The 26,237-nt window shown below is 71.0% G+C and carries 22 protein-coding genes and 1 tRNA gene; 14 read left to right on the forward strand and 9 right to left on the reverse strand.

Translation table 11 applies throughout. The features are described from left to right. Positions 1-349 precede the first annotated feature (349 nt). Positions 350-946, reverse strand: coding sequence for a histidine phosphatase family protein (locus tag ACFVW8_RS16345; protein ID WP_389690370.1), 597 nt, complete (start codon positions 944-946; stop codon positions 350-352). A 299-nt stretch (positions 947-1,245) separates the two neighbouring features. On the opposite strand from ACFVW8_RS16345, the gene ACFVW8_RS16350 reads away from it, so the two are divergent. The 7 genes from ACFVW8_RS16350 (at position 1,246) to ACFVW8_RS16380 (ending at position 7,598) form a co-directional block, all read left to right on the forward strand. Then, positions 1,246-2,217, forward strand: a complete 972-nt coding sequence (locus ACFVW8_RS16350) for a phosphatase PAP2 family protein (RefSeq protein ID WP_389690427.1) — start codon at positions 1,246-1,248, stop codon at positions 2,215-2,217. Beyond that, positions 2,123-3,289 (forward strand): hypothetical protein, encoded by a 1,167-nt coding sequence (locus ACFVW8_RS16355; RefSeq protein ID WP_389690372.1) that lies wholly within the window; start codon positions 2,123-2,125, stop codon positions 3,287-3,289. The genes ACFVW8_RS16350 and ACFVW8_RS16355 overlap by 95 nt, the downstream gene beginning before the upstream one ends. Continuing rightward, positions 3,280-4,890: a hypothetical protein gene (locus tag ACFVW8_RS16360; RefSeq protein ID WP_389690374.1), complete on the forward strand. Its 1,611-nt coding sequence runs from the start codon at positions 3,280-3,282 to the stop codon at positions 4,888-4,890. The genes ACFVW8_RS16355 and ACFVW8_RS16360 overlap by 10 nt, the downstream gene beginning before the upstream one ends. Then, complete coding sequence (locus ACFVW8_RS16365) at positions 4,887-6,221, forward strand: AAA domain-containing protein (RefSeq protein WP_389690376.1); 1,335 nt, start codon at positions 4,887-4,889, stop codon at positions 6,219-6,221. Before ACFVW8_RS16360 ends, ACFVW8_RS16365 begins: the two co-directional genes overlap by 4 nt. Positions 6,222-6,333: 112 nt before the next feature. Continuing rightward, positions 6,334-6,675, forward strand: coding sequence for a hypothetical protein (locus ACFVW8_RS16370; protein ID WP_389690378.1), 342 nt, complete (start codon positions 6,334-6,336; stop codon positions 6,673-6,675). A gap of 142 nt (positions 6,676-6,817) precedes the next feature. Next, complete coding sequence (locus ACFVW8_RS16375; RefSeq protein ID WP_389690380.1) at positions 6,818-7,534, forward strand: bifunctional DNA primase/polymerase; 717 nt, start codon at positions 6,818-6,820, stop codon at positions 7,532-7,534. Further along, positions 7,525-7,598: transfer RNA gene (locus ACFVW8_RS16380), tRNA-Lys, on the forward strand. The genes ACFVW8_RS16375 and ACFVW8_RS16380 overlap by 10 nt, the downstream gene beginning before the upstream one ends. 82 nt (positions 7,599-7,680) lie before the next feature. Here ACFVW8_RS16380 and ACFVW8_RS16385 read toward each other — a convergent pair. Then, entirely contained in the window at positions 7,681-8,895 is a 1,215-nt protein-coding gene (locus tag ACFVW8_RS16385; RefSeq protein WP_389690429.1) for a M6 family metalloprotease domain-containing protein, read from the reverse strand. A gap of 431 nt (positions 8,896-9,326) precedes the next feature. On the opposite strand from ACFVW8_RS16385, the gene ACFVW8_RS16390 reads away from it, so the two are divergent. Then, positions 9,327-11,222 carry a putative bifunctional diguanylate cyclase/phosphodiesterase gene (locus tag ACFVW8_RS16390; RefSeq protein ID WP_389690382.1) on the forward strand — a complete coding sequence of 632 codons (1,896 nt, stop codon included), beginning with the start codon at positions 9,327-9,329 and terminating at the stop codon, positions 11,220-11,222. A gap of 41 nt (positions 11,223-11,263) precedes the next feature. Here ACFVW8_RS16390 and ACFVW8_RS16395 read toward each other — a convergent pair whose 3' ends face one another. Further along, positions 11,264-12,361, reverse strand: a complete 1,098-nt coding sequence (locus ACFVW8_RS16395) for an LLM class flavin-dependent oxidoreductase (protein ID WP_389690385.1) — start codon at positions 12,359-12,361, stop codon at positions 11,264-11,266. A gap of 72 nt (positions 12,362-12,433) precedes the next feature. Beyond that, positions 12,434-13,258, reverse strand: a complete 825-nt coding sequence (locus tag ACFVW8_RS16400; protein WP_389690387.1) for a decarboxylase — start codon at positions 13,256-13,258, stop codon at positions 12,434-12,436. A gap of 182 nt (positions 13,259-13,440) precedes the next feature. On the opposite strand from ACFVW8_RS16400, the gene ACFVW8_RS16405 reads away from it, so the two are divergent. The 6 genes from ACFVW8_RS16405 (at position 13,441) to ACFVW8_RS16430 (ending at position 18,717) form a co-directional block, all read left to right on the forward strand. Then, positions 13,441-14,400 carry a D-2-hydroxyacid dehydrogenase gene (locus ACFVW8_RS16405; protein ID WP_389690389.1) on the forward strand — a complete coding sequence of 320 codons (960 nt, stop codon included), beginning with the start codon at positions 13,441-13,443 and terminating at the stop codon, positions 14,398-14,400. A gap of 256 nt (positions 14,401-14,656) precedes the next feature. Continuing rightward, positions 14,657-15,559 carry an ectoine/hydroxyectoine ABC transporter substrate-binding protein EhuB gene (gene ehuB / locus ACFVW8_RS16410; RefSeq protein WP_389690391.1) on the forward strand — a complete coding sequence of 301 codons (903 nt, stop codon included), beginning with the start codon at positions 14,657-14,659 and terminating at the stop codon, positions 15,557-15,559. Between the two features lie 19 nt (positions 15,560-15,578). Then, positions 15,579-16,310 carry an ectoine/hydroxyectoine ABC transporter permease subunit EhuC gene (ehuC, locus tag ACFVW8_RS16415; protein ID WP_389690393.1) on the forward strand — a complete coding sequence of 244 codons (732 nt, stop codon included), beginning with the start codon at positions 15,579-15,581 and terminating at the stop codon, positions 16,308-16,310. Beyond that, positions 16,307-16,951, forward strand: a complete 645-nt coding sequence (gene ehuD / locus ACFVW8_RS16420; protein WP_389690395.1) for an ectoine/hydroxyectoine ABC transporter permease subunit EhuD — start codon at positions 16,307-16,309, stop codon at positions 16,949-16,951. Before ehuC ends, ehuD begins: the two co-directional genes overlap by 4 nt. Then, positions 16,941-17,792: an ectoine/hydroxyectoine ABC transporter ATP-binding protein EhuA gene (gene ehuA / locus ACFVW8_RS16425; protein ID WP_389690397.1), complete on the forward strand. Its 852-nt coding sequence runs from the start codon at positions 16,941-16,943 to the stop codon at positions 17,790-17,792. Before ehuD ends, ehuA begins: the two co-directional genes overlap by 11 nt. 166 nt (positions 17,793-17,958) lie before the next feature. After that, positions 17,959-18,717 carry an IclR family transcriptional regulator gene (locus tag ACFVW8_RS16430; protein WP_389690399.1) on the forward strand — a complete coding sequence of 253 codons (759 nt, stop codon included), beginning with the start codon at positions 17,959-17,961 and terminating at the stop codon, positions 18,715-18,717. A gap of 345 nt (positions 18,718-19,062) precedes the next feature. Here ACFVW8_RS16430 and ACFVW8_RS16435 read toward each other — a convergent pair whose 3' ends face one another. From ACFVW8_RS16435 to ACFVW8_RS16455, 5 genes are all read right to left on the reverse strand, one after another. Continuing rightward, positions 19,063-20,679, reverse strand: a complete 1,617-nt coding sequence (locus tag ACFVW8_RS16435; RefSeq protein ID WP_389690401.1) for a glycoside hydrolase family 13 protein — start codon at positions 20,677-20,679, stop codon at positions 19,063-19,065. An 80-nt stretch (positions 20,680-20,759) separates the two neighbouring features. Next, positions 20,760-22,886, reverse strand: a complete 2,127-nt coding sequence (locus tag ACFVW8_RS16440) for a glycosyl hydrolase family 28-related protein (protein WP_389690403.1) — start codon at positions 22,884-22,886, stop codon at positions 20,760-20,762. Positions 22,887-22,956: 70 nt separating this feature from the next. Continuing rightward, positions 22,957-23,844: a carbohydrate ABC transporter permease gene (locus ACFVW8_RS16445; RefSeq protein WP_389690405.1), complete on the reverse strand. Its 888-nt coding sequence runs from the start codon at positions 23,842-23,844 to the stop codon at positions 22,957-22,959. 11 nt (positions 23,845-23,855) lie between these two features. Then, positions 23,856-24,851: a carbohydrate ABC transporter permease gene (locus ACFVW8_RS16450; protein WP_389690407.1), complete on the reverse strand. Its 996-nt coding sequence runs from the start codon at positions 24,849-24,851 to the stop codon at positions 23,856-23,858. Then, a complete protein-coding gene (locus tag ACFVW8_RS16455) occupies positions 24,848-26,221 on the reverse strand; it encodes an ABC transporter substrate-binding protein (RefSeq protein ID WP_389690409.1) in 1,374 nt (457 codons plus the stop codon). The genes ACFVW8_RS16450 and ACFVW8_RS16455 overlap by 4 nt, the downstream gene beginning before the upstream one ends. Positions 26,222-26,237 lie beyond the last annotated feature (16 nt).

A 26,237-nucleotide genomic window follows, 5' to 3' on the forward strand; every position in this document is an offset into this window, starting at 1 on the left:
AGGACGGAACCCTCCGCCCGGACCTGGGGCGCCCCCTCCCAGGCCGACCCCACCAGCCCGTCCGGCGATTGAGGACGGAACCCTCCGCCCGGACCTGGGCAGGCAAATCAGGCCGTCCGGCGCTGAAGGCAGAGGTGGCTCACCCCGGACCGGGATACAGGGTTCCGTCCTCAAACGCCGGACGGGCTGGGTTGCCGGAACGAGGAGTTCAGCGTTCCGGCCCCAAACGCCGGACGGGCTGGTGGGCCGGACGGCTGGGCGGGCCAGGCGGGCCGGACAGGCCGGACGGGCGAAGGGGGCCGGGCCCGCGAAGGGCGCCGGCTCGCAGAGGGCGCCGACGCCACCGGGGCTACCGCTCCAGGTGGCCCGTGTCGTTCCAGCGCTCCACCGCCGGCGATCCGTACGCCCACCCCAGGACCGACAGCGACGTCGGATCAAGACGGACGCGGGACGCGAACGAGACGGGTTCGCCCAGCCACCGTGCCCCCAGCGCCCGCAGGATGTGACCGTGGGCGAATACCAGGACGTCGCGGTCGGCGGAGCGGGCCCACTCGACGATCTCGTCGGCCCGGGCCGACAGCTCGGCGAGCGTCTCCCCCTCAGGCACCCCGTCACGCCAGATGAACCAGTCCGGGCGGATCGCCTTGATCGCGGCCGGAGTCATGCCCTCGTACGCCCCGTAGTCCCACTCCATCAGCGCGTCCCACCGCTCGGCCCGGTCGCCGAACCCCGCGAGCTCGCACGTCTCCGCGGCCCGCACGAGCGGACTGGTCCGGACCTCCAGACCGGGCAGGTCCGCCCACGGCCCGCGGTGCAGCCGCTCGCCGAGCAGCTTGGCGCCCGCGCGCCCGGTGTCGAGCAGGGGGATGTCCGTCCTGCCGGTGTGATTGCCCTTGACGGACCACTCCGTCTGTCCGTGCCGGGCAAGCAGGATGCGCGGTGCCATATGACGGCTCTCCCTGAAACTGAGATCTCCGACGCGTGGATCTGAGATCTTGGACATCGACGGGGACGTAACCGTCCGGCGTATCAAAGGTGAACGGTTGGAACGGATCGTCCGGATTTCCATCATCGCGTACCTGCCCGAGAGGCAACCTGGAGGGCCGCACCGGCGTCCCTCTCAGCACAGCCTCATCAGAGCAGCTGGGGGTGTCGAAGGGCACCCCGGGGGAATCCCGGCCGAACCGCACCGTACGGTTGAACGTCTGCCGTCGGCCGCATGAAAACGTGATGGAGAACTTCCGGATGCCGCACGCCACCACCGCGCCCGAGCCGCGCCCCCGGCCCCGCTGGTGGACCGAGCTGCCGCTGCTCGCCCTGGTGTACGCAGCGTACTCGGGCGGCAGACTGCTGGTGCGCGGGGACGTGTCGGCGGCCGTGGACCACGGGCTGCGCCTCCTGCACCTGGAACAGACGCTCCACATCAACTTCGAGCACCCGCTCAACCGGCTGCTCACCGCGCACTCCTCCATAGGCATACCCGCCGACTTCGCGTACGCCTCGCTTCATTACCTGGTCACCCCCGGCGTCCTCATATGGATGTTCCGGAGGCACTCGGAGGCCTATCGCCGGGCCCGCACCTGGCTGATGACCTCCACCATGCTCGGCCTGATCGGCTTCACGCTGATGCCGACCTGCCCGCCGCGGCTGCTGGCCGCCGGACACGGCTTCGTCGACACGATGGCGCAGTACAGCTCGTACGGCTGGTGGGGCACCGAGGCGAGCGCCCCGCGCGGCATGGGCGGGATGACCAACCAGTACGCGGCGATGCCCAGTCTGCACGTCGGCTGGGCGCTGTGGTGCGGCATACTCCTGTGGCGCCACGGGCGCCACCCGCTCGTACGGGCCGCCGGTATCGCGTACCCGCTGATCACCACCTTCGTGGTGATGGGTACCGCCAACCACTACTTCCTGGACGCCGTCGCCGGCGCGGCCGTCATGGGGCTCGGCGCCCTGCTGGCCCGGCCCGTGATGCGGCTGGCCAACCAGGTCACGAACGCGGCCCTGGCCCGCTTCGCACGGGTGACCGCGGCCACGAAGTCCCCGGATGTCAGTGCCGGATGCAAGACTTCCGCGGGTGAGCGAATCCCCGGCCAGCGGACCACCTCCGCAGATCCCACCGATGCCGCAGGACCGGCCGGTCCACCTGCCCCGGCCGATGTCCCCGCCTCCGCGGGAAGAGCCGCAGGCGGTGACACTGCGGCAGCGGCTCGCTGAGCTGAGAGGCCCGGCCGTTCCACCCCGCCCGCTGGACGCCCGCGCACTGGCCGCGCTCGCCGCCAACCCCGGCTGCAAGCGGCGTGCCCTGCTCGACGGGGCCGGCGTCGACAAGTCCGCGCTGGCCACCGCACTCGGTTCACCGGCCCCGTTCGGCCAGTCCCAGTTCGCCTTCATGCGGGGCAACGCCTTCGAGGCCAAGGTCAAGGCCGACGGCGGTACGGAGCTGATGCGCCTGCTGCACGAGCGGCTCGGCGGCCCCGGCGAACCGCCGCACGACGTCACGGTGCCGGATCTGACCGCCGCAGGGCCCGAGGGCCGCGCCGCGCGCACCGCGCTGGCCCTGCGGGAGGCGACCGGTGCGGGCGGCTGGGCACTCCTGGACCACCCGATGCTGGCTCTGGAGGTGGCGGGTTCGCCCGCCTATCTGGAGCCGGACGCGGTGGTGGTCCACCCCGACGGCACCTGGACGGTCGTCGAGATCAAGTCCTTCCCCATGATCGACGGCTCCGCCGACGCGGCGAAGGTCGGCGCGGCCGCCCGCCAGTCCGCGGTGTACGTACTGGCGCTGGAGCGGATCGCCGGGGCCGTCGAAGGGGCGGAGGTCGGCCATCGGGTGCTGCTGGTCTGCCCCAAGGACTTCTCCAACCTGCCGGCCGCGTCCGTCGTCGACGTGCGCAAGCAGCGCGCGGTCACCCGCCGCCAGCTGACCAGGCTCACCCGGATCGAGGACATCGCGGCGGCCCTGCCCGAGGGCACCACCTTCGACCCGGAGCGCTCCCCCGAGGAGCTGGACGCCGCCGTCGAGTCGGTCGGCGCGGCGTACGCGCCGGAGTGCCTGGCCGCCTGTGAGCTCGCCTTCCACTGCCGGGGCAGGGCCCGCGCGGCCGGCGCCGTGGAGGCGCTGGGCCGCAGTGTGCGGGGCGAGCTCGGCGGGCTGACCACGGTCGGCGAGGTACTGGCAGCGGCCGCGGGCAAGGAGGGCGACCCGGCGGATCCGACGGTCGCCGCCCTGCGCCGGGCGGCGGCCCTGCGCGCCGAGGCGCTGGAAGGCGGCGCCGCATGTCGCTGATCACCACCCTGGCCAGGCTGGAGGCCGTGGAGAGCGGCCGGGCGCAGCCGATGACCACGGTCCGCCACCGCCATCTCACCGACCGGCCGCTCGTCCTGGTGCCGCTCACCACCGCGGGCGAGGCCGGTGCCCCGCTCGGCGCCCTCGTCGGCACCGACCGGGACGCGCCCCGGCTGCTGGTCGTGGCCCAGCCGCGCGACCGTGATCTGCGGTTCTCGTTCCTGGCCGAGCTGGCCGAGGCCGTGCTGCCGCACATCGAGTCGTACGCCGATGTGATCGAGCCCGCCGAGCGCAGCGAGACGGACCCGGCGACCGGCAAGAAGGTCAAGGTCGAGACCGAGCTGTGCACGGACGCGGCGCAGCTGATCGTGCCGAGCCGGGCGGGCATCGAGTTCGTCCGGCTGCTCGGCCGCTCCATGCGGTTCCGGCGCACCGCCGAGGACGACCCCGACACCCCGTATCCGGCGCCCGCCCGGGTGCCGCTGCTGGGCCGCTGGCTGACGCACTACGGCGAGCGTGCCCGGGTGCCGGGCTCCGCGCTGCTGCTGGCCGGCACCGATCTGCTGAACCGGCACTGGGCGAGTGGCCAGTCCACCCTGGAGGACCAGCATCTGGGCGCCCTGCTCGCCTGGATCGACCCGCCGGCCGGCGCGTCGGGGGCCGAGGCCGCGCTCCGCGCCGAGCTGGCCAGGGATCGCGAGGGGCAGCTGCTGTGCCCACCCGCGGGACCGGCCACCGACCCGGACTTCGACAACCGGCTGCTGGCCCCCGCGATCGAGAAGTACGACCGGGCGCGCACCTCGCTCGCCGCCGCCGAGGACGGTCTGGCGGCCGATGCCCGGCTCGCCGAGCTGACCGCGGCCGAGCGGGAGACGAGGGCGCTGCTGGCGGGCGTGCTGCGGCCGACCTGGGACGCCGTGTGGCGGGGCCTGGACCTGCTGCGGGAGCTGCCCGAGGCGTCCAGGGCCGAAGACCGCTGGACCCGCGACCGCTGGTCGTTCACCGGCCACCGCGACCGGGTGCGGTCCGGGGAGCCACCGCAGCCGCGCCGGGACGACGCGGTGACCGCGGCCCGCAAGCTCGCCTCGCGGGAGACCGCCCAGGCGCAGCTGGAGGCCCAGGAGGCGCTGGACGATCCGCTGGTGCTGGCCGGCCGCCGGCTGGCGGGCGAGGCGTTCCTCGGTGAGGTGACCGGCGTGGAGATGGCGTACAGCGAGTCGAAGCGTCCCTCGCCGCGCCCGCTGGTCACCGTCCGCACGGCCGAGCGGCCGCAGCTGGCCGACCGGGTCAAGGTCTACCGCTCGCTGGACGGCAAGCCGCAGACCGCCGAGTTCGCCGGGCACGGGCCGCAGGAGGAGGGCGTGGCGCCCGCCCTGGTGCTGCGGATCACCGACCGGATGGGCCGGGGCAAGGAGCCGGCCCCGGGTTCGGTGCCGGAGCCCGGTGACCGGATCGCCTGGACGCTCTTCGAGCACGATCAGCGCGGCGGCCCGAAGCTGCCGGACGCGGAGGAGACCCCGTGGACCCACGGCGGTCCGCCGGGCGCCACCGCGGCGACCGCCGAGAGCCCTGACCCCGTGACCTCGGAGGACGTGCTGTGAGCGACGGATTCGACCCGGGCGCGGCGGCGGGCCTGGCCACCGCCCGGATCCTGGACGACACGCTGAACGGCACGGCCCGCGGCATCGTGGTGGACTCCCCGCCCGGCGCCGGCAAGTCGACCCTGGTGGTCCGCGCCGCGCTCGAACTCGCGGCGGCCGGGCGCCCGCTGATGGTCGTCGCGCAGACGAACGCCCAGGTCGACGACCTGGTGGTCCGGCTGGCGGAGAAGGATCCCGGGCTGCCGGTCGGCCGGCTGCACAGCAACGACTCCGACCCGTACGACAAGGTGCTGGACGGGCTGGCCAACGTACGCAAGTCGGCGAAGGCGGCGGATCTGGCCGGGCTGGACATCGTCATCTCGACAGCCGCCAAGTGGGCCCATGTGAAGAACGTCGAGCCGTGGGGGCACGCGATCGTCGACGAGGCGTACCAGATGCGTTCGGACGCGCTGCTGGCCGTCGCCGGGCTCTTCGAGCGGGCGCTGTTCGTGGGCGATCCGGGGCAGCTGGACCCGTTCTCGATCGTGGGCGCCGACCAGTGGGCGGGGCTGAGCTACGACCCGTCGGCGAGCGCGGTCACCACGCTGCTGGCGCACAATCCTGAGCTGCCGCAGCGCAGGCTGCCGGTCTCGTGGCGGCTGCCGGCCTCGGCCGCGCAGCTGGTCTCGGAGGCGTTCTACCCGTACACCCCGTTCCGCAGCGGTACGGACCACGGGGACCGGCTGCTGTCGTTCGGCGTGGGGTCCGACGGGTCGGCGGCGGACCGGGTGCTGGACGAGGCCGCGGAGTCCGGCTGGGGTCTGCTGGAGCTTCCTGCCCGGCACACCCCGCGCACGGACCCGGAGGCGGTCCGGGCGGTGGCCACGGTGGTGCGCCGGCTTCTCGACCGGGGTGGCGCGGCCACCAGCGAGCGCTCCCCGGACCCGGCCCCCGTGACGGCGGACCGGATCGCGGTGGGCACGGCCCACCGCGACCAGGCGGCGGCGGTGCGGGCGGCGCTCGACGAGCTGGGGGTGACGGGCGTGGCGGTGGACACCGCGAACCGGCTCCAGGGCCGCGAGTTCGATGTGACGGTGGTGCTGCACCCGCTGTCCGGGCGGCCGGACGCCACGGCGTTCCATCTGGAGACGGGCCGGCTGTGCGTGCTGGCCTCACGCCACCGGCACGCCTGCATCGTGGTCTGCCGCGCGGGCGTCGCGGAGCTGCTGGACGAGCACCCGTCGACGGAGCCGGTCCAGCTGGGCGTCACGGTGAAGTTCCCGGACGGCTGGGAGGCGAATCACCGGGTGCTGGCACATCTGGCGGAACACCGGGTGCGATGGGGGCGTTGAGGGCGGGGGCGCATGGGGGCAGCGGGGATTTTCGAAGCGCGCCCCGGGGCCCCCTTGCGGCGGGTTGGACAATAGAGGGTGGCCGTCGGCCCACCGGAGGAGGAACAACCACATGGCACAACCCGAGCGGAACGAGCGGCAGCGGCTGCGCCCCGCACCCCTGCTCTTCGAGCCGTCGGCGGCGGTCGCCGATCCTGAGCACTTCTTCGACCTGGAGTCGATGGAGGATCCCAAGGAACTGCTGAGCCGCTCGACCGAGCTGGCGCTGGCCTTCCGCGCGGCGACGGACCGCGCGGTCGAGTTCCAGGCGGTCGCGGCCGCGCAGCTGGCGGATCCGCGCCGGTTCGACCGGCTCACCACCGCGGACATCGCACAGCGGGCGGAGTGGACCGAGGACTATGCGAAGAAGATGGTCGAGTTCGGCCGGAGTCTGCTGAACGCCCCCCGGCCCTGACGGCTCCACTCCGAGCCGACGCTGACCATGGGTAGAACCACTGGCATATGCCTGGGGGCAAGATACTCCTCGCCACCCCGAGCTGTCCTGATTTCCGACAACTCTGGGAATCCGGTCGATCACTCCCGGTAGACCTGTGCATATGACCGCTTGGCTGCCAGACGAAACGACCCTGCACCACGGCGACGGCCCCTACCGGGACGACCGGGACGTCGACGTATTCGCCGCCCTGCGCGAGCAGGCCGGGAACCAGACGGCTCAGGTCACCGCGGCCGGCGCCGCCTGGCTGGCCGGTGCCGCGGCGTATCCGCGCAGCGCGCTGGCCCAGTGGGAGTCGCATCCGTCCGCTCCCGGGGTACTGCCGTGCGGTTCGGCCTTCGACGTGGTGAACGTGCCCACGCTCTTCGGGCGCCGGATGCTCGAACACCTCTGGGCGGACGGTCCGGGCTCCGGACCGGTCGCCACGCACCGCGGCCGGATGCTGCTGTTCGCCTCCCCCGGGACGGCCCAGCGGCTGCCCTCGCTGCTGGACTGGGAGGAGTGGGGCGGCGGCCCGTCGTCCAGGGCCGGCCGGGGCTCACCGGGGCAGGACGACGGCGACCGGAAGGTGCCCCCGCTGCTCTGTCACGGCACCGGGGACGCGGTGACCGTGCCGCCCCTGACCTGCGCACCGAACGGTTCGGGCCCCCGCTGGGTGGTGGCCCCCGATACCCGTAGCCCCTGGCTGCCGGGGCCCGACGTACTGCTCTGGGCCTGTGTGCGGGTGGCCCGGTCGGTGCCCGCGTCGGGGCCCCGTATTTCGATTTTTCCTCCCGCCGATCAGGGTGCTAAGGTCTACGACGTCAGCAGGCGCCGCTAGCTCAGTTGGTTAGAGCAGCTGACTCTTAATCAGCGGGTCCGGGGTTCGAGTCCCTGGCGGCGCACAGACGGAGAAAGCCCCCTCGCGAGAGCGAGGGGGCTTTTTCGTTGCCGTCGTCCTGCCGCCGAGCCCCGGAGACCGCCGTCCTACGTCCCGGTGGTGATCCGGACCGTCCAGGCGCCCGAGGGGGTCCGGTCGGCGACCTCGATCATGGCATGTGCGCCCGGGATGGAGAACGTCTCGCCGACCCGCAGCGGGGCGTCCGCGAGCGGCGGGTAGACCGACTGCTCCCAGCAGGAGTCGGTGTCGGGGTGGGTGTCGATGACGTCGACCGGCCCGCCGCCCGACGGGGTCCCGTTGCGGATCCGGTAGAGCAGCACCCCCTCGGCGCAGGTCGACCGGTCGTTGCCGGTGGCGCTGCGGGCCTCGATCGCCACGGCGCTGCCCTCGCCGGTCCTGATCACCGCGAGCCGGGTCCCGATGGACGCGCCGGGCACGGGCACGGCCGCCATCGGTTCCAGGGTGACGATCCGGTCGCTCTGGATGCAGGTCACCTGCCGGTCGTCCAGCCAGCCGAGCTTCCATTTGTGCCAGCCGAAGAGATCGGGCGCCAGCCCGAACTGGCTGCCCATCACATCCCAGTCGCCCACATAGGTGTCCCAGTCGCCCTTGCCGTCCGAGGGCCGGTGGTAGAGGTCGGCCAGGTCGAAGACGTGTCCGGTCTCGTGGGCCAGCACGTTGTGGTCCGGCGGGTGCTGTTCGAAAACGGTGACGACGCGCCTGATGTCCGTACCGTCGGCATGGATCGGCCGGTCGAAGTTGACGACCTTGGTGGCGTCCGAGTCGACGCCCGGGGCGTCCGGGTCGGCGACGAGGTAGACGATGTCGTACTTCGAGAAGTCCACGTGCGGGTCGGCCGCGTCGATGGCGTCGTGCAGATAGGCGCTGCGCCGGTCGTTGGCCCAGTCACGCTTTACGCCGTACCAGACCGACGGCTTGGGCATCTGGATCCACCGCTGCTGCGGGTGCGGGCGCAGGGTGAACTTTCCGTACGAGGCGCGCTGGAAGAACCGGGTGGTGGCGGGGAAGTAGTCGGAGGTGAGCTCGGCGGGGGTGGTGTCGGGCCTGGCGTCCGGGAACGAGAGGAAGACCATGACCGCGTCGAGCGGGTGGTCGGGGCGCGGGTAGGCGCCGTTCCACTCGTCCAGGCCCAGCGAGTGATGGGCTTCGGTCCGGGGCAGTGCGCAGGCGTCGGCGGCACCGTTGGCGGCCACGGCGGGGCCCGCGACGAGTGAGGTGGCGACGAGCGCCAGGAGCGAGATCAGTCCGGCGGCCATGGCGCGCGGACTCGGTCTCACCACTCCTCCGGGTCCGAGCTGACGCGGCACATCTACCTCCGGGTGCGGGGTGCGGACGCCTCGGATCTTCAGCACCCTCCCGACCACCCTGTGCCGGTTCGGGGCGGTACGTCCTGTTGGGCTGCCCCACTCGGGTCAGTGGCCACCCCATGCACCGCTTTCACGGACAGTCACATTCGATCACCATCGCAACGGGAGAGAACATAACCGCACGGAAACGATCAGTCATGGGCAAACCGGAACTGCGCGCGAATGGCCCATGCCCAGCGGGCGCGCGGTCCGGAACGGTCGGGGCGCTGGAACGGCCGAGCCGCCAACCTCTATGCTTCACCTCGCTTTCCTGCGCGGTTTCCGCCTCTGACAACGGCGCCTCCACGCGGCGGGCCAGTCCGACCAGACCTGTCCGGGACAGAACTGCATGGCGGGAGCGAACGGTGAGCGCAACCTCCGATGGGCCGAGGCCCCCGGCAGGCACAGCACCCTCTTCCGCACGACCGTCGATCACCGACTGTGACGGTTCATGGCCCGTCGTCGGAGCAGCCGTCTCCGTGCCGCACGACTACCGGGCCGCCTTCCTCGCCGCCACACTCCCGATGGCCGTCGTCGACCACGAGGGCCTGGTCGTCACCGCGAACGAGGCCCTGTCCGCCCTGGTCGGCATCGCCGCCCCGGCGCTCACCGCGCAGTCCGCATCCGATCTGGTCGACATCGCGGCGGACGGCCGCAGCTGGCACGCGTACCGCGAGGTGCTGCACGGCCGGCGCTCCCGCTTCCGCTGCACCCGCAGGCTCAAGCACCCCGACGGACGCTCGCTGTGGGCCGAGATCACCGTCGTGCCGATGCCCGCCACGGCTGCGGACGCCGCCGGCGGCGCCCTGGGCACGGCCGGCGCGGACCGCCCGCCCGGCCAGGTGCTGCTTTCCGTCGCGGACGTCAGCGACCGGCGCGAGCTGCAGAAGCGGCTGCGCCATCTCCAGATGCACGACCCGGTGACCCGGCTGCCGAACCGGATGCTGTTCTTCGAGCGGCTCTCCGCCGTCCTGGAGACGCCCGCACCCCAGGACGGCGCCCTTCCCGGCCATGACCGGATCGGGCTCGTCTACCTCGACCTCGACGGCTTCAAGGCCGTCAACGACACCCTGGGCCACCGGATCGGCGACCGGCTGCTCGCCGCCGTCGCCGCCCGGCTCACCGACTGCGCCGAGCAGGAGGCTCCGCGCCCCACCGGCACCCCGCTGGTGGCGCGCCTCGGCGGCGACGAGTTCGCGATCCTGGTCGAGGAGTCCACCGGCACCCAGCAGCTGACCGACCTCGCCCGCACGGTGCTCACCGCCCTCCAGAAGCCCTTCGAACTGGCCGGGCAGCGGCTCTCCGTTTCGGCGTCGATCGGCGTGGTGGAACGGCCGGTGGCGGGGACCTCGGCCACCGGTCTCATGCAGGCCGCCGACACGACGCTGTACTGGGCGAAGGCCGACGGCAAGGCCCGCTGGACCCTCTTCGACCCGGAGCGCAACGCCCACCGGATGACCCGCCAGGCCCTCTCGTCCACCCTCCGGCCGGCCGTCGAACGCGGTGAGTTCACCATCGAGTACCAGCCGCTGGTCGGCATGGCCGACGGGGTCGTGACCGGAGTGGAGGCGCTGGTCCGCTGGAACCATCCGCAGTTCGGCATGCTCTCGCCGAATCGGTTCGTCGCGATCGCCGAGGAGGACGGCTCGATCGTGCAGCTCGGCCGGTGGGTGCTCCGCGCGGCATGCCGTCAGGCCCGGCGCTGGCAGCTCGACCACCCGGCCGAGCCGCCGCTGTTCATCAGCGTCAACGTCGCGGTGCGGCAGGTCTGGGACTCCGACCTGGTCACCGATGTGGCGGAGATCCTCGCCGAGACCGGTCTTGACCCGGCGCTGCTCCAGCTGGAGCTGACCGAGTCCGCGGTGATGGGTTCGGCGGGCCGCCCGCTCCAGTCCCTCCAGGCCCTCAGCGACATGGGCGTCCGCATCGCCATCGACGACTTCGGGACGGGCTATTCCAACCTCGCCTACCTGAGCCGTCTGCCGGTCTCCGTGCTGAAGCTGGACGGCGCCTTCGTACGCGGTTTCCGCTACGAGGACGGCACGCATCCCAGCCCCGCGGACGAGACGATCGTCGAGGCCATGGTCCAGCTCGCGCACCGGCTCGGCCTGACCGTCACCGCGGAGTGCGTGGAGACGGCCGGCCAGGCGGAGCGGCTGCGGCGGATCGGCTGCGACACCGGGCAGGGCTGGCTCTACTCCCGCGCGGTCGCCCCGGAACGCATCGCCGAACTGATCGACGCCCGCGCGCTGGAGGCCTGAGGCAGCGGCCGCCGCCCCGGACGGCCGGCCCGGCGTCCGGGTCAGGCCCCCGGCAGGCCGTACGCGTCCGCGATGAGGCCGTAGCTGCGCAACCGGGCCTCGCCGCCGTGGGCGTTGGCGGTGATCATCAGTTCGTCGGCGCCGGTGCGCTTGGCCAGGTCGTCGAGGCCGGTGCGGACCTCGTCCGGGGTGCCGTGGACGATGTTGACGAGCCAGCTGTCGACGAACTCGCGCTCCATCGGGGTGAAGGCGTACGCCTCCGCCTCCTCGGGCGTCGGGACCAGGCCGGGGCGGCCGGAGCGCAGACGGAGCATCGACAGGGCGCCGGTCAGCACCTGGCGGCGGGCCTCGCGCTCGTCGTCGGCGGCCAGGGCCGCGACGCCGATCAGGGCGTACGGGGCATCCAGGACCGCGGACGGCTTGAAGGACTCCCGGTACAGCTCCAGGGCCGGAACGGTGTTCTGGGCCGAGAAGTGGTGGGCGAAGGCGAAGGGCAGGCCGAGCACGCCGGCCAGCCGGGCGCTGAAGCCGGAGGAGCCGAGCAGCCACAGGGGCGGCCGGGCCGGGGACTGGACGCCGCCCTCGGAGGTGGCCTGGACGGGGCCCGGGACCGCGTGGATGCGGGCGTAGGGGTGACCGTCGGGGAAGTCGTCGTCCAGGAAGCGGGTCAGCTCGGCCAGCTGCTGGGGGAAATCGTCGGCGCCCTCGTTGAGCCGCTCGGTCCGCCGCAGGGCGGCGGCCGTCGCGCCGTCGGTGCCGGGGGCGCGGCCGAGGCCGAGGTCGACCCGGCCGGGGGCCATGGCCTCCAGGGTGCCGAACTGTTCGGCGATGACGAGGGGGGCGTGGTTGGGCAGCATGACGCCGCCGGAGCCGAGCCGGATGCGTTCGGTATGAGCAGCGGTGTGGGCCAGGATCACAGCCGGCGAGGAGGAGGCGACACCGGGCATGGAGTGGTGCTCGGCGACCCAGTAGCGGTGGAAGCCGCGCCGCTCGGCGAGCTGCGCGATCTCGACCCCGGTGCGCAGCGCCTGGCTCGCGGTACTGCCCTGTCCCACGGTCACCAGATCGAGCACGGAGAGCGGAACGGGTGCCGTCCCCTCCGCCTTGCCACGGATCTCGTCGCCTCGAATCTCGTCCACGTCCTGACCTCTCCGGTGGTGCTCGTATGTCGCTCGTGCGTCCGGAGACAACGAACAGGAGGTGGGCTCCGGTTATTCCCGGGTGGCTCCCCCGCCGTGCCGGTTGCCGCCGTGGGCGTAATTGCGTCCGCTGCCCCAGATACTCCGGCCCGAGGACGGGGTGGCGGGAGCGGGCGGCGATTCGCGGGCGGCGAAGAGCTCGCCGAGCCGGGGCGCCCAGGCGGGGCGGTCCGCCAGGCGCAGGGCCTCCCGGACGCTCACCTGGTTCGCGGTGAGGACCGGTTTGCCGAGCAGCTCCTCCAGCTCCGCGAGGTGGCCGACCGTGTGCAGGGCCGTGTCCGGCAGCAGGACCACGTCCGCGTCCGGGTGGTCGGCCGCCGTAGCCAGCTCCGCGACCTGGTCCGGTCCCCACGCGGCGGCCTCGGCGGCCGTGGCGACCCCGGCCGCACGGGTGGCGAGCACCTCGATGCCCTCGGCCTCCAGGAACGCGGTGAAGCCGGCGGCGATCTCCTCGGGGTAGGTCGCGGCGACGGCCACCCGGGCGGCGCCCAGCTTCCGTACCGCGTGGACGAAACCGACGGAGGTACTGGAGACCGGCACGCCCACCGCGCGGGCCACGGCCGCAGCCTGGTCGTGTGCGCCCTGCGGGCCGTACAGGAAACTGCCGCCGTCACAGGCCCAGACGACGGACTCGACCCCGGACCGCTGCAGCTCCTCGGCACCGGTCGCCAGCCGGCCGGGGGCGCCCAGCTCCCGCAGGGCGTCCTCGCTGTAGGCGTCGTCGGGGCACTCGGTGTGGTTCACGACGAGTCTGATGGTGCTGTCGAGCAGGATCTCCATCCGCGGGTAGTCGTCCTCCGCGAAATGGCCCGGGTAGAGGAATCCGACGGTCGTCATATCCACCCTTCCTGTGTGCCGACTGCTGTGCGGCTGTGTTCCGGAGCCCCGGAACTCTGCCATCTCTGTCCAGTATTCCCCCATCCGCCCCGGTCATCGCTCCGACCTGTTGACGGGCACGGGGGCGGCTGCCAGCGTGGGGCCTCAGCCCACCTCGGCCGACGCGGGAGGAACCGCCCCCCATGCCGGAGCCCGTCCTGCTCGTCCTGGACGCAGATCCGCCGCCCCGGCTCGGCCGGCTGACCGGACGGGTCCGGGTCCGGCACGTCGACGGGGCCGGCCTGGCCGCGCAGCTCCCGTCGGCCGATGTCCTGCTCGTCTGGGACTTCACCTCCGACGCGGTGCGGGAGGCGTGGCCCGGTGACGGACCCCGCCCTGCCTGGGTGCATACGGCGAGCGCGGGCGTGGACCGGCTGCTCTGCCCGGAGCTGGTGGACTGCGACACGGTGGTCACCAACGCCCGGGGCGTCTTCGAGCAGCCGATCGCCGAGTACGTGGCGGGGCTGGTGCTGGCGTTCGCGAAGGATCTTCCCGGCACGCTGGAGCTCCAGCGCCGACGCCGGTGGCAGCACCGCGAGAGCGTCCCGGTCGCGGGATCGCGCGCCGTGGTGGTCGGAGCCGGACCGATCGGGCGGGCCATCACCCGGGTGCTGATGACACTGGGCGTCGAGGTGGCGCTGGTGGGGCGCACGGCCCGGCGCACCATCCATGGAACAGCCGATCTGGACCGGCTGGCGGCACGGGCCGACTGGGTGATCTGCGCGGCGCCGCTGACCCCGCGCACGTACGGGATGTTCGACTCCCGGTTCTTCGGGCTGATGCTGCCCTCGGCCCGGTTCATCAATGTCGGGCGCGGCCCGATGGTCGTCGAGGACGACCTCGTGGACGCGCTGCGCAAGCGGTGGATCGCGGGTGCGGCGCTCGATGTCTTCGAGCGGGAGCCGCTCGGTCCGCAGAGCCCGCTCTGGGACGTGCCCGGTCTGATCGTGTCGCCGCACATGAGCGGTGACACGGCGGGCTGGCGCGACCGGCTGGGCGAGCAGTTCGTCGCGATGTACGAACGGTGGGCGGCCGGGCAGCCGTTGCCGAACGTGGTGGACAAGCGGCTCGGCCACGTCCCAGGAGCGGATCCGGACGAGTGACCTCAACGGGGCCCGATCGATACCGACTTCACCACCCCATTACGGACATCTACCGATAACACCCCGTCACCCATCGCGCACCGCAGGGAAATACACCCCGCACCCGGACCGTCGCACTCCGCCCAACTTCGGACACGGGAAGGTCACCCTCCGGCCACCGTTCGATTACATGCGACTTACTCCTGCATAGACGTACGGGACAGGGAAGGCGTTCACCCTGTCCGGACTGTTCGACCCCTTCAGGAGACTGCGAACCATGGCTGACTTCCCGAATCTGTCCCGCCGGGGCTTTCTCAACCGATCGGCAGCCGTGGGCGGTCTGCTCGTCGTGCCCGGCCTGCTCACCGCGTGCAGCAAGACCGGCGCCGACTCCGCGGACGGCGAGGGAGCCCTCGACAAGCTCCGCAAGCAGGGCTTCGTCCGGGTCGCGTACGCGGATGAGGCCCCGTACGGCTACATGGAGGGCAAGCAGCTCAAGGGCGAGGCGCCGGCGCTGCACAGCGAGATCTTCAAGGCCCTCGGGGTCAAGGAGCTGCGGCCCACCCTCTCCGAGTGGGACGGGCTGATCCCGGGCCTTCAGGCCAAGAAGTACGACGTGGTCAGCGCCGGTATGGCGATCACCCCCGAGCGCTGCGCCAACGCACTCTTCTCGGAGCCCGAGTTCATCTCGCCGACCGCGATGATGGTGAAGAAGGGCAACCCGAAGAAGATCACCGACCTGGCGTCCGCGAAGGCGGCCGGGATCACCATCGGTGTGATGGCGGGTGCGGTCGAGGGCTCGTACGCCGAGGGTGCCGGCATCTCCAAGGACAAGATCAAGACGCTGCAGAAGCCGCAGGACGGCGCGGACGCGGTCAAGGGCGGCCGGGTCGACGCGTTCCTGCTGACCGGCATCTCGCTGCGCTGGCTCGCCAAGACCAACTCGGGCACCGAAGTGACCGAGGCCTTCCTGCCGGAGCTCAAGGGCAAGAAGCAGTACAGCCCCGGCGGCGCCGTCTTCCGCAAGGGCAACGAGGATCTGCGGGACGCGTTCAACCGTGAGCTGAAGAAGATCGTCGCCGACAAGTCGCGCTATGTGAGCCTGCTCCAGGACTACGGCTTCGGAGCCAGTGAGCTTCCGCCGGCCAACCTGAAGACGGCCGATCTGTGCAAGGGCTGACAGGGACGGAACCCACCGCATGAGTGATTTCTTCTCCGCCTTCATGGACGATCTCCCACAGTTGCGCTCGGGCCTGTGGGTAACGCTGGAGGCCACGATCCTGGGCGCGCTGGTGGCCCTGGTGCTGGCGTTCGTGCTCGGCCTGATGTCGATCAGCCGGAAGCTGCTGGCGCGCGGCGTCTCGCGCGTCGTCGTGGAGTTCTTCCGCGGCACCTCGCTGTACGTCCAGCTGTTCTGGTTCTACTACGCGATGCCGCCGCTGACGGGGTACGAGCTGTCACCGCTGCTCTGCGGCGTCATCGCCTTCGGCCTCAACTACGGGGCGTACGGCGCCGAGGTGGTGCGCGGGGCGATCAACTCCGTGCCGCGTGCCCAGTACGAGGCCGCGGTCGCGCTCAACATGACGCCGCTGCACCGGATGCGCAAGGTGATCATGCCGCAGGCGTGGGTGCAGATGCTCCCCTCGCTCACCAACCTGCTGATCCAGCTGCTGAAGTGCACGCCGCTGCTGTGGCTCATCTCGGCGGCCGATCTGATGACCGCGGTCGAGAAGCTGCGCAGCCGCACGGGTGAGACCCTCGTCGCGTATCTGACCCTGCTGGTCTGCTACTTCGTGATCGCGTACGCGCTGACCCTGCTGATGAACCTGCTGGAGCGGTCCGCCAAACGGCGGCTCGGCCTGGAGACCGGCGGGGGCAGCCTGCTGAAGTCCCGCAGCGCCGTGACCGCCGCCGCTGGAGGTGCCCGGTGAACGAGGGATTCAAGTGGGACGCCGTCGGCGAGGCCCTGCCCCTGCTCCTGCAGGGCTTCAAGATCACCTTGCTGGCCACCGTGCTGGGCATCGCGGTCGCCGCGGTGCTCGGACTGGTGATCGCGATCGCCGGACGGGCCCCGAGCCGGTTCGTGACCGTGCCGGTGAAGGTGGTGATGGAGTTCATCCGCTCCACTCCGCTGCTGATCCAGCTCGTCGGCGCCGCCGCCGTGTTCAGCTCGGTGGAACCGCTGTACGTCGGCATCGTGGTGCTGGGCATCCACTACGCCACGTACACCTCCGAGGTGTACCGCGCCGGGATCGACAGTGTGCCGAAGGGCCAGTGGGAGGCCTGCCGGGCGCTGTCCATGTCGCCCCGGCGGACCTGGCAGGCCGTGATCCTGCCGCAGGCCGTGCGCAACGTACTGCCCGCGCTGGGCAACTACGCGATCCTGATGTTCAAGGAGACTCCGTTCCTCGCCGTGATCACGGTGGAGGAAATGGTCTTCAAAGCCCGTGAGTACGGGGCCGAGCACTTCGTGTACACCGAGGTGTTCACGCTCGCCGGCCTGATCTTCCTGGTCGCGAGCTACCCGACCTCACTGTTGATGAGAAAGCTGGAGAAGCGCCTTGGCCACTGAACCTCTCCCCGTGCAGAAGACCGCGGCCACGGCGCCCGAGGACGTCGTGCCGGTCTCCACCTCCAAGGACACCGGGCATCCGCTGGTCCGCTTCGACAAGGTCGTCAAGCAGTACGGCGACCATGTCGTCCTCGACCAGCTGGACTTCACGGTCGATCGCGGCGAGCACGTCACCCTGATCGGGCCCAGCGGCTCCGGCAAGACCACCATCCTGCGGCTGCTGATGACGCTGGAAAAGGTCAGCGACGGCGTGATCCGGATCAACGGTGACCCGCTGACGCACATGCAGGCGCCGGACGGCTCGCTGAAGCCGGCGTCCGAGAAGCATCTGCGCGAAGCGCGGAAGAAGATCGGGATGGTCTTCCAGCAGTTCAACCTCTTCCCCAACATGAAGGTGCTCCAGAACATCACCGAGGCGCCGGTCAACGTCCTGGGGATGGACCGCGACAAGGCGGAGACCCGGGCCAAGGAGCTCCTCGACCTGGTCGGCCTCTCCGCGAAGATCGACGCCCACCCCTCCCAGCTCTCCGGCGGCCAGCAGCAGCGGGTGGCCATCGCGCGGGCGCTGGCGATGGAGCCGGAGATCCTGCTCCTGGACGAGGTGACGTCGGCACTCGACCCGGAGCTGGTGGCGGGCGTACTGGAGCTGCTGAGCGACATCGCCCGCAACACCGACATCACCATGCTCTGTGTGACCCACGAGATGAACTTCGCCCGGGACGTCTCGGAGAAGGTACTGATGTTCGACGCAGGACGGGTCGTGGAGTCGGGTTCGCCGGAAAAAATCTTCACGGATCCAGAAAACGAACGCACTCGCGAATTCCTCAACGCGGTGCTGTGACCTCGGAGTCCGACGCGCGACCGTGACGTTGGCATATGCCGGACGGGTGCGCCCCAGCCTGTAGCGCCGGGGCGCACCGCCGAGTCGTCAACACCCGCCCCTCAGCGGTTCTTTGGCGGCTATCGTGAGGGCAGAGCTTGCGGTCACAACCTGGTAGGGGGAAACCGTGGCGTTGAAGCCCGAACCGACCGCGCCGTTCCACTCGGTGCAGTACGCCCTTCGTGTACTCGAAGCGGTCTCCAAGCACGGCAACGGGGTGACGGACACCCAGATCGCCCGGGAGACGGGGCTGCCCGTGGGGCATCTCGCCTCCCTCCTGCTGATGCTGCGCCGCGAGGGGTACGTCGAGCAGATCGCCGACGGCGCGTATGTCATCGGCGCCTCGCTGTTGCTGCTCGGCTCCGGCGCTGCGCGCAGACAGGCCGTGGAGGCCCGGCTCCAGCAGGCGCTGGTGCAGCTGCGGGACTCGGTCGGTGCGGCGATCTACATCAGCCGGTACGTGGACGGCGAGATCCGGGTGACCCAGTACGCCGACGGGCCGGGTACGCCGGCGGTCAACGAGTGGGTGGACTTCCGGTCCGCGGCGCATGCCTCGGCGATCGGCAAGTGCCTGCTGACCCAGCTGGATCAGAACGGGCGGCGCGACCATATCTCGCGGCACAAGACCGCGCGGCTGACGTCGCGGACGATCACGAGCGAGAAGGTCCTCTTCTCCAAGCTGGACAGCCAGCCGGCGACGGTTCCGGTGCTCGATCTCCAGGAGTACGCGGTCGGCACGGTGTGCGCGGCGGTCCCCTTGACCGCGGGGGCGTCGGCGGGGTGCCTGGCGCTTTCGCTGCCGGTCGAGGATGCGCATCGCTTGCGCGAGGCGGCGGATACGTTGAACCGGCGGGCGGCGCCGGTGCTGTTGTCCCTGGCCCTGTAGCGCCGGGGCGCCCCCGGACGGCCTTTGTCCTCAATCGCCGGACGGGCTGGGATTCCGGAGGTGCGGGCCCGCCCGGAGCACCGTCCGTCCTCAATCGCCGGACGGGCTGGGTTTGGCCGGAGTGGGCTGGGTTGGGCCAGTGTGGGCTCGGGGTTGGCCAGTGTGGACTGGGGTTTTACGCCGGTTTTACGTCGGCGGGCAGATCGAGCTCAGCCGGGCAAAATCAAGCCCGTCCGGCGATTGAGGACATCTTTTCAGCCCGTCCGGCGCTTGAGGACAGACACACCCCAGCCCGTCCGGCGCTTGAGGACACACCACCCCAGCCCGTCCCGCGCCTGAGGGCGCCTACCGCTCCAGCCACACCGCCGTGTCGCGCGGCAGCAGCGACGGGTCGTCCAGCGCCGCGCTGGACAGGAGCACCCGCGCACCCACCGGCAGCCGCACCGGATCCGCGCCCAGGTTCACCACGCAGCGGAAGGAATCCGCGCGGTCGAAGCAGACCGTGTCCGGGCCCGCGTCCACCCAGGCCAGGGCCTCCGGGAGCGCGGTGAAGCGCTCCCGGCGGAGGGCCAGCGCGGTGCGGTACAGGGTGAGGAAGGAGTCCGGGTCCTCGCGCTGGGCCGACACGCTCAGCGGCGACCAGTCCCCCGGCTGCGGCAGCCACGGTGCCGCGGCACCCGCCGGGGAGAAGCCCAGCGAGGGCGCATCCGCCTGCCACGGCAGGGGGATACGGCAGCCGTCGCGGCCCCGGTCCGTACCGTCGGAGCGGACGAACGTGGGGTCCTGGATGAGCGCGTCGGGCAGGTCCTGGACCTCCGGCAGGCCGAGCTCGTCGCCCTGGTAGACGTACACCCCGCCCGGCAGGGCCAGCGTCAGCAGCGCCGCAGCCCGCGCCCGCCGCCGCCCGAGCACCGGGTCGCTCGGATCGAGCAGCCGCTTGTCGCCCATGTCGAAGGACGTGTCCGCGCGCCCGTACCGCGTGACGTGCCGGATCGTGTCGTGGTTGGACAGCACCCACGTCGGCGGCGCCCCCACCGGCGCGTGCCCGGCGAACGTGTCGTCGACGACCCCACGAAGCGCCGCCGCGTCCCACGGGCAGCACAGGAAGTCGAAGTTGAAGGCGGAGTGCAGCTCGTCCGGGCGCAGATAGCGGGCGGTCTGCTCGGCGGACGGCAGCCAGACCTCCCCGACGAACACCCGCTCCCCGTCGTACGAGTCGAGGATCTTGCGCCAGGACCGGTAGATGTCGTGGACGGCGTCGCAGTCCTGGTACGGGAGGTCGGTGATGTCGGGCGCGGGGCCGACATTGGGCAGCCCCGGCTTCTTCGCCAGGCCGTGCGCGACGTCGATCCGGAAGCCGTCGACCCCCCGGTCCAGCCAGAACCGCAGGATGTCCTCGAACTCGGCCCGCACCTCGGGGTGTTCCCAGTTCAGATCGGGCTGCTCGGGCGCGAACATGTGCAGGTACCAGGGCCCCGCGCTGCCGTCCGCCTCGGTGACCCGCGTCCACGCGCTGCCGCCGAAGTACGACGTCCAGTCGTTGGGCGGGAGTTCGCCGGCCTCGCCCCGGCCGGACACGAACCAGAAGCGTTCCCGCTCCGCCGAGCCGGGGCCCGCCGCGAGCGCGGCGCGGAACCAGGTGTGCCGGTCGGAGCAGTGGTTGGGGACCAGGTCGACGAGGACCCGCAGCCCGTGCCCATGGGCCTCGGCGATCAGCTGCTCGGCCTCGGCGAGGGTGCCGAAGAGCGGGTCGATGGCGCGGTAGTCGGCCACGTCGTAGCCGCCGTCGGCCATCGGCGATGCGTACCACGGGTTGAACCACAGGGCGTCCACGCCGAGTTCACGCAGATACGGCAGCCGGCTGCGGACCCCGGCGAGGTCACCGGTGCCGTCCCCGTTGCCGTCCGCGAAGCTGCGTACGTAGATCTGGTAGATCGCGGCGTGCCGCCACCAGTGGGTCACTGAGACTCCTTGCTCGGTAAAGGGTGGCGCGGGGGAACGGGCTACCGTCAGGGGCGGCCCGCCCCCCGCACCGGACGGGGCTACCAGCCGGTGTTGCCGGTGCCTCGGGTGATCGCGAAGCCGCCCGCGAGCGAGAGCCCGCCGTCGGTGGCGCCGCTCACGGTGACGCCGGAGAAGGTCCCGGCCCCCGCGGAGTTGATCTCGATGCCGTACGTGCCGGCCTTGTCGACGTTCAGGCCGTCGACGGTCAGGTCGGCGACGTTCTTCTGCCAGCTGATGAGCAGCCCGCTGTAGGTACTCATCAGGACGTCGTTGTCCTTCAGCTCGACCGGCGCGGTGATGTCGGAGGAGTCGGCGTAGATCCAGAGCGCGCCGAGCTCGCTCTGCCAGTTGGGTTCGTAACCACCGGTCCGCGTCAGGGTGTTGCGCTGGACCGAGGTGGTGCCGCTGAACGGCACGGGGGCGAACCGGCTGCTGATCGCGATGCCGGATGCGCCGGTGACCGTGTCGGCGAGGAGGTTGTCCTCGACCCGGTTGGCGTGGCCGCCGTAGATGCCGACCGTGTTGGCGAGCAGCGGGAGCTGCACGGTGTTGAAGCGGAACGCGCAGTCCGTGACGGCCTGGGACTCGGAGAACATCGCGAGTCCGTCGTCCCCGGTGTTGCGGATACTGGACTGCACCACCTCACTGCCGGCGGTGCCCTTGTGGAGGTTGACGCCGTCCGCGAAGGTGTCACGGATGCGCAGCCCGGTGGCGAGGAGGCCGGTGGTCGGGGCGTCGATCCAGAGGCCGACCTTGGTGTGCTCGATCCAGATGTTCTGCAGGGTCGAGCCGTTGCCGAAGTCGCCCTCGATCGCCGCGTCGAAGTTGGCGTCGTCCCGGTAGGAGACGTCACCGGCGATCATCAGGTCCTGGACGTTGCTGGTGCCGCCGTGACCGAAGAGGCCTCCCTTGCCGTTCTTGCCGCGCAGCACGGTGTACCACTGGCCGGCGCCGCGCAGATCGGCACCGGTGAGATCGATGTGCCCGGAGATGTCGTACGTACCGGAGGGCAGCCAGAGCCCCTTGCCCTGCGAAGTGGCGGTGGTCAGCGCCGCGTTGAGGGCGGAGGTGTCGTCCGTCGTGTCGTCCGGGGTCACGCCGAGCGTGGTGGCGGAGACGAATCCGTCGGGCATGGTGAGCGCGGCCGGAGCGGTCTCGGCCTCGACGAGGTCCAGGGTGTAGGAGGCCGCGGTGTCGTCCGCGTCCTTCTGGAACTTCAGCACGGTGCCGGCCGGCAGCTCCCCGGGCAGCAGGGTGCGGGTCTCGTCGAAGAAGTGGTGGCCGGAGCCCTGCGAGGGGTCGTTGGTGTAGGGGTATTCGCCGTAGACCCAGCTGTACTTGGAGGTCAGGTCGAGGTTCTTCAGCTCGGTGCCGTCGGCGTACACGCTGAGGGAGGCGTTGACGCCGGTGCCGGCCGCGTTGTCCGGCAGGGAGTAGCGCAGGGTCAGCGCGTTGGCGGGCTTCGTCAGGGTGAACTGCACGTAGTCGCCGGTCTCGTCGAGGACGACGGCCTTGCGGCCGGATGCCTCGGACGGGACGGTGAGGTAGGTGCGGTCGGGGCCCGTGGTGGTGGCGTCGGTGTCGCCGTCCTCGGCCTCGTAGGCGGTGTACGGGAGGGTGGCGCCACGGGTCGCGGCGGGGGTGGAGCCGGTGACGCCGATGCTGTCGAGCTGGTAGTCGCCGTTGTCACCGGGTGCGGTGCGCAGCGTGAGGCTGTTGAGCGCGGCGCGCAGCGACACGTCGGTGTCGGCGGTGGCCCAGGCGGCGCCGGTGCCGGGCAGGGTGAGCCGGTGGGCGGTGGTGCCGTTGGCGAGGAGCGTGACGGTGGCGTCGCTGTTCCCGGGGGTGCGGTAGCGGACCGTCACCGGATAGGTGGCCGCCTTGGGTGCGGTGACGGAGAAGACCGCGCGGGCTCCGGTGCCGGTGAAGCCGGAGACGTAGGCGCCACCTTCGTATCCGGTGACGGCGGTGGCCTTCGCTGCGCCGCCGGATACGAAGGCGTCCTCGGCTTGGAGGACGGCGTCGGCCGCCTGTGCCGTAGCCGTCACCGTCGCCCCGTACAGCAGGATTCCGAGCATCGACAGGAGCAGGGGCAGCACGGTACGCAGAGTGGAGAGGCGGGTGTGGGAGCGGGTGTGGGAGCGCTTTCTTGGTGCAGGAGACACAGCAGTGTGTCCTTCCTGGGTGGGGGGACTAGCGGGGTGGCGCCCGAAGGGGGCACGAGGGGGAGCCGGGTCAGCCCTTGAGGCTGCCCGCGGTGAGGCCCGCGATGATGTGGCGCTGGAAGATCAGGAACAGGACGAGCAGCGGGACGGCGGCCATGGCCATGCCGGCCAGCAGCTGGTTGGCCGGCATGAACTCGGAGAGCCGGTTCAGGGCCACGGTGATCGGCTGGCGTGCCTCGTCGGGGAGGACGAGCATCGGCCAGAGGAAGTCCTTCCAGACGCCGACGACCGCGAAGATCGAGACGACGGCGAGCACCGGCCGGGACAGCGGCAGGACGACCGAGACCAGAATCCTGACCGTGCCGGCGCCGTCGATGCGTGCGGAGTCGAGGAGCTCGGCGGGTATCTGGTCGAAGAACCGCTTCAGGATGAAGATGTTGAAGGCGTTGGCGGCGGCGGGGAGCCAGATCGCGAACGGGGTGTTGATCAGGTTGACGTGCAGGAGCGGCACGTCGACGACGGTCAGGTACGTCGGTACGAGCAGCGCGGACACCGGCAGCATCAGGGTCGCCAGCATCATGCCGAGGACGACGTTGCCCAGCAACGGCCGCAGTTTGGACAGCGCGTAGGCGGCGGAGACGTCGACCAGCAGCTGGGTGAGCCAGGCGCCGAGCGCGAGGACGAGGGTGTTGAGGAAGTAGTGCCCGAGCCCCACGTTGGTCCAGGCGTCGGCGTAGCTCTCCGGGTGCCAGCTCTGCGGGAGCAGTGTGGGGTGGGGGTCGGCCAGTTCCGCGGACGACTTCATCGCGCCGGTCGCCATCCAGTACAGCGGGAAGACGAAGGTGAGGGTGAAGCCGATCAGGGTGAGGACCAGCACGAAGCGGTAGAGGAACCTGCCGGTGCGGCGGTTCATCTCGGCGGGTGCGATCAGGGTGCGTACGGGGGTTTCGGCGGCCATGGCGGTTCCTCTCAGTTCTTGGTCCGGGTCAGGCGCAGATAGACGCCCGCGAAGAGTCCGAGCACCACGAACAGCAGCGTGCTCATGGCACTCGCCAGGCCGAAGTCGTTGTAGACGAAGGCGTAGCGGTAGAGCAGCAGGAGCACGGTGACGGTGGCGTCGTCGGGGCCGCCGCCGGTGAGCACGAAGGGTTCGACGAAGACCTGCATGGTGCCGATGACCTGGAGCAGCAGCGTGATCATCAGGATGAAGCGCATCTGCGGGATGGTGACGTGCCACAGCCGCTGCCGGACGGACGCCCCGTCCAGCTCCGCCGCCTCGTACAGCTCGCCCGGAATACCGCCGAGCGCCGCCAGGTAGATGAGGGTGGTGGTGCCCATGTTGGCCCAGGTGGAGACCAGGACCAGGGAGACCATCGCGAGGTTCTCCGACTCCAGCCACTGCTGGGCGGGGAGGTGGAATACCTCCAGGACGTTGTTGAACAGTCCGGGGCCCGGGTCGTAGAACCAGCGCCAGAGGAGCATGGTGACGATCGGCGGGAGCATGACCGGGAGGTAGACGGTCATCCGCAGGTACGAGCGGCCGTGCCGCAGCTCGTTCAGGACGACGGCGGTGGCGAACGGGGCCGCGAAGCCGAAGACCAGGGCGAGCAGGGTGAAGCAGCCGGTGTTCTTCCAGGCGGTGAGGAACAGCGGGTCGTCGAACAGCCGCTGGAAGTTGTCCAGGCCGACCCACTGGGCGGGCTGGGCGAAGGTGACCTGCTGGAAGCCGAGGAGGACGCCGCGGACGATCGGGTACCAGGAGAACAGGGCGAAGCAGAGCACACCGGCGGCGAGGAAGAGGTACGCGACGAGGTTCTCGCGGACCCTGCGCCCCAGCCGGGAGCTGCGTGGCCCGGCAGGTCCGGCGGTACCGGCCGGGGCCGGGGACCCCGGTGCCGGGTCCCCCTGCTCCTCGCCGGTGCTCTTCGCCACGGCGGAGGAGAGCGGCGACACGGTCATGGTCACTTCACCGAGGCGAGGACGGCGCCGGCCTTCTTCGCAGCTTCGGCCAGGAGAGCGTCGATGTCCGCGTCCTTCTTCGTCAGCACGGACTGCATGACGCCGTCGAGCACGGTGTAGAGCTGCTGGGCGTTGGGCGGCTCGACCTTGGTCGCCACCTGGGCGTTGCGGTCGACGAAGGGCTGGTAGTTCCTGACCGGGGTGTTGGCGTACTTCGCGTGGATCCGGTCGATTTCGGCCTGGGTGTCACCGGCGAACAGCCGGGGCTGCGGCAGCCCGATCGGCACACCGTCCTTCTTGGCCCGCTTGCTGTCCACGGCCTCCCGCTCGGGGCTGCGCAGGTACTTCCACTGCACCCAGGTGAGACCGGCCCTGATCTTCTCCGGGGAGGCCTTGGGGTTGAACATGAACCCGTCACCGCCGCCGAGGGTGGCCGTACCGGGCATCGCCGCGAGTCCGTAGTCGTCGTAGCTCCGCTCGAACTGCTTGACGATGGTGGGGATGTTGTCGGGTCCGGCCATGTACATTCCGAGCTTGCCGGAGCCCATCAGCTTCTGGACGTCGGCTATCTCCAGCAGCTGGCGGGTGCCCATGCTGTTGTCGGTCCAGCGCATGTCGTGCAGCGCCCGGAGGGCCTTGCGTCCGGCCTCGCTGTCGAACGCCGCCTTCCACGTGCCGTTCTGCTGCGTCGCGACCTCTCCGCCCATGGAGTAGATCCATGAGGTGAGGTGCCAGCCGCCCTGGTTGTTCTTGCTGTAGTCGGCGTATCCGACCGTGCCGTCGCCGAGTGCGCTGATCTTCTTGGCTGCGGTGCGGACCTCCTCCCAGGTGGCCGGCGGCTTGTCGGGGTCGAGGCCGGCCTTCTTGAACAGGGCGCGGTTGTAGAGCAGCCCGAGCGAGTAGTTGCCGGTGGGCAGCCCGTACGTCTTGCCGTCGGCGTCCTTGAAGACCTTGAGAAGCGCCGGGTCGATGCCCTTGACGAACGGCACGTCGGCGACGTATTTGCTGATGTCGGCGGCCTGGCGCCGCTGGATCAGCCCCGCGGGGTCGGTGAAGTAGACGTAGTAGACGTCCTCCAGCTGGCCGCCCGCGAGCTTCGCCGCGAAGGTCTTCGGGTCCATCTGGCCTTCGCGGGCGTCGATCCTGATCTTCGGGTGGCTCTTCTCGAACGCCTTGACGTCCTCCATGAAGTTCTTGCGGTCGACCGGCTGGGTCTTGGCCGGCATTCCGTTGACGCTGATCGTCACCACGCCGTTCTTGTCCACGCCGGAGGACGAGGAGGCGGAGCCACCGCAGGCCGTGAGAGCGAGGGACAGGGCGACGGCCGTCGCCGAACCGAGAACCTGACGCCTGCTGATGCCGGACGAGCCATCCATGCGAATCGAGCCTTCC

This window comes from Streptomyces sp. NPDC058221 (genome assembly GCF_042882365.1).
In the GTDB taxonomy this organism is placed as follows: Bacteria; Actinomycetota; Actinomycetes; order Streptomycetales; family Streptomycetaceae; genus Streptomyces.

What these genes read in the sequence shown, in the direction of transcription:
- ACFVW8_RS16345 (WP_389690370.1), bottom strand. Translation starts at nt 946, where the DNA reads ATGGCACCGCGCATCCTGCTTGCCCGGCACGGACAGACGGAGTGGTCC.
- ACFVW8_RS16350 (WP_389690427.1), top strand. Translation starts at nt 1,246, where the DNA reads ATGCCGCACGCCACCACCGCGCCCGAGCCGCGCCCCCGGCCCCGCTGG.
- ACFVW8_RS16355 (WP_389690372.1), top strand. Translation starts at nt 2,123, where the DNA reads ATGCCGCAGGACCGGCCGGTCCACCTGCCCCGGCCGATGTCCCCGCCT.
- ACFVW8_RS16360 (WP_389690374.1), top strand. Translation starts at nt 3,280, where the DNA reads ATGTCGCTGATCACCACCCTGGCCAGGCTGGAGGCCGTGGAGAGCGGC.
- ACFVW8_RS16370 (WP_389690378.1), top strand. Translation starts at nt 6,334, where the DNA reads ATGGCACAACCCGAGCGGAACGAGCGGCAGCGGCTGCGCCCCGCACCC.
- ACFVW8_RS16375 (WP_389690380.1), top strand. Translation starts at nt 6,818, where the DNA reads ATGACCGCTTGGCTGCCAGACGAAACGACCCTGCACCACGGCGACGGC.
- ACFVW8_RS16400 (WP_389690387.1), bottom strand. Translation starts at nt 13,258, where the DNA reads ATGACGACCGTCGGATTCCTCTACCCGGGCCATTTCGCGGAGGACGAC.
- ACFVW8_RS16405 (WP_389690389.1), top strand. Translation starts at nt 13,441, where the DNA reads ATGCCGGAGCCCGTCCTGCTCGTCCTGGACGCAGATCCGCCGCCCCGG.
- ehuB (WP_389690391.1), top strand. Translation starts at nt 14,657, where the DNA reads ATGGCTGACTTCCCGAATCTGTCCCGCCGGGGCTTTCTCAACCGATCG.
- ehuC (WP_389690393.1), top strand. Translation starts at nt 15,579, where the DNA reads ATGAGTGATTTCTTCTCCGCCTTCATGGACGATCTCCCACAGTTGCGC.
- ACFVW8_RS16445 (WP_389690405.1), bottom strand. Translation starts at nt 23,844, where the DNA reads ATGGCCGCCGAAACCCCCGTACGCACCCTGATCGCACCCGCCGAGATG.
- ACFVW8_RS16455 (WP_389690409.1), bottom strand. Translation starts at nt 26,221, where the DNA reads ATGGATGGCTCGTCCGGCATCAGCAGGCGTCAGGTTCTCGGTTCGGCG.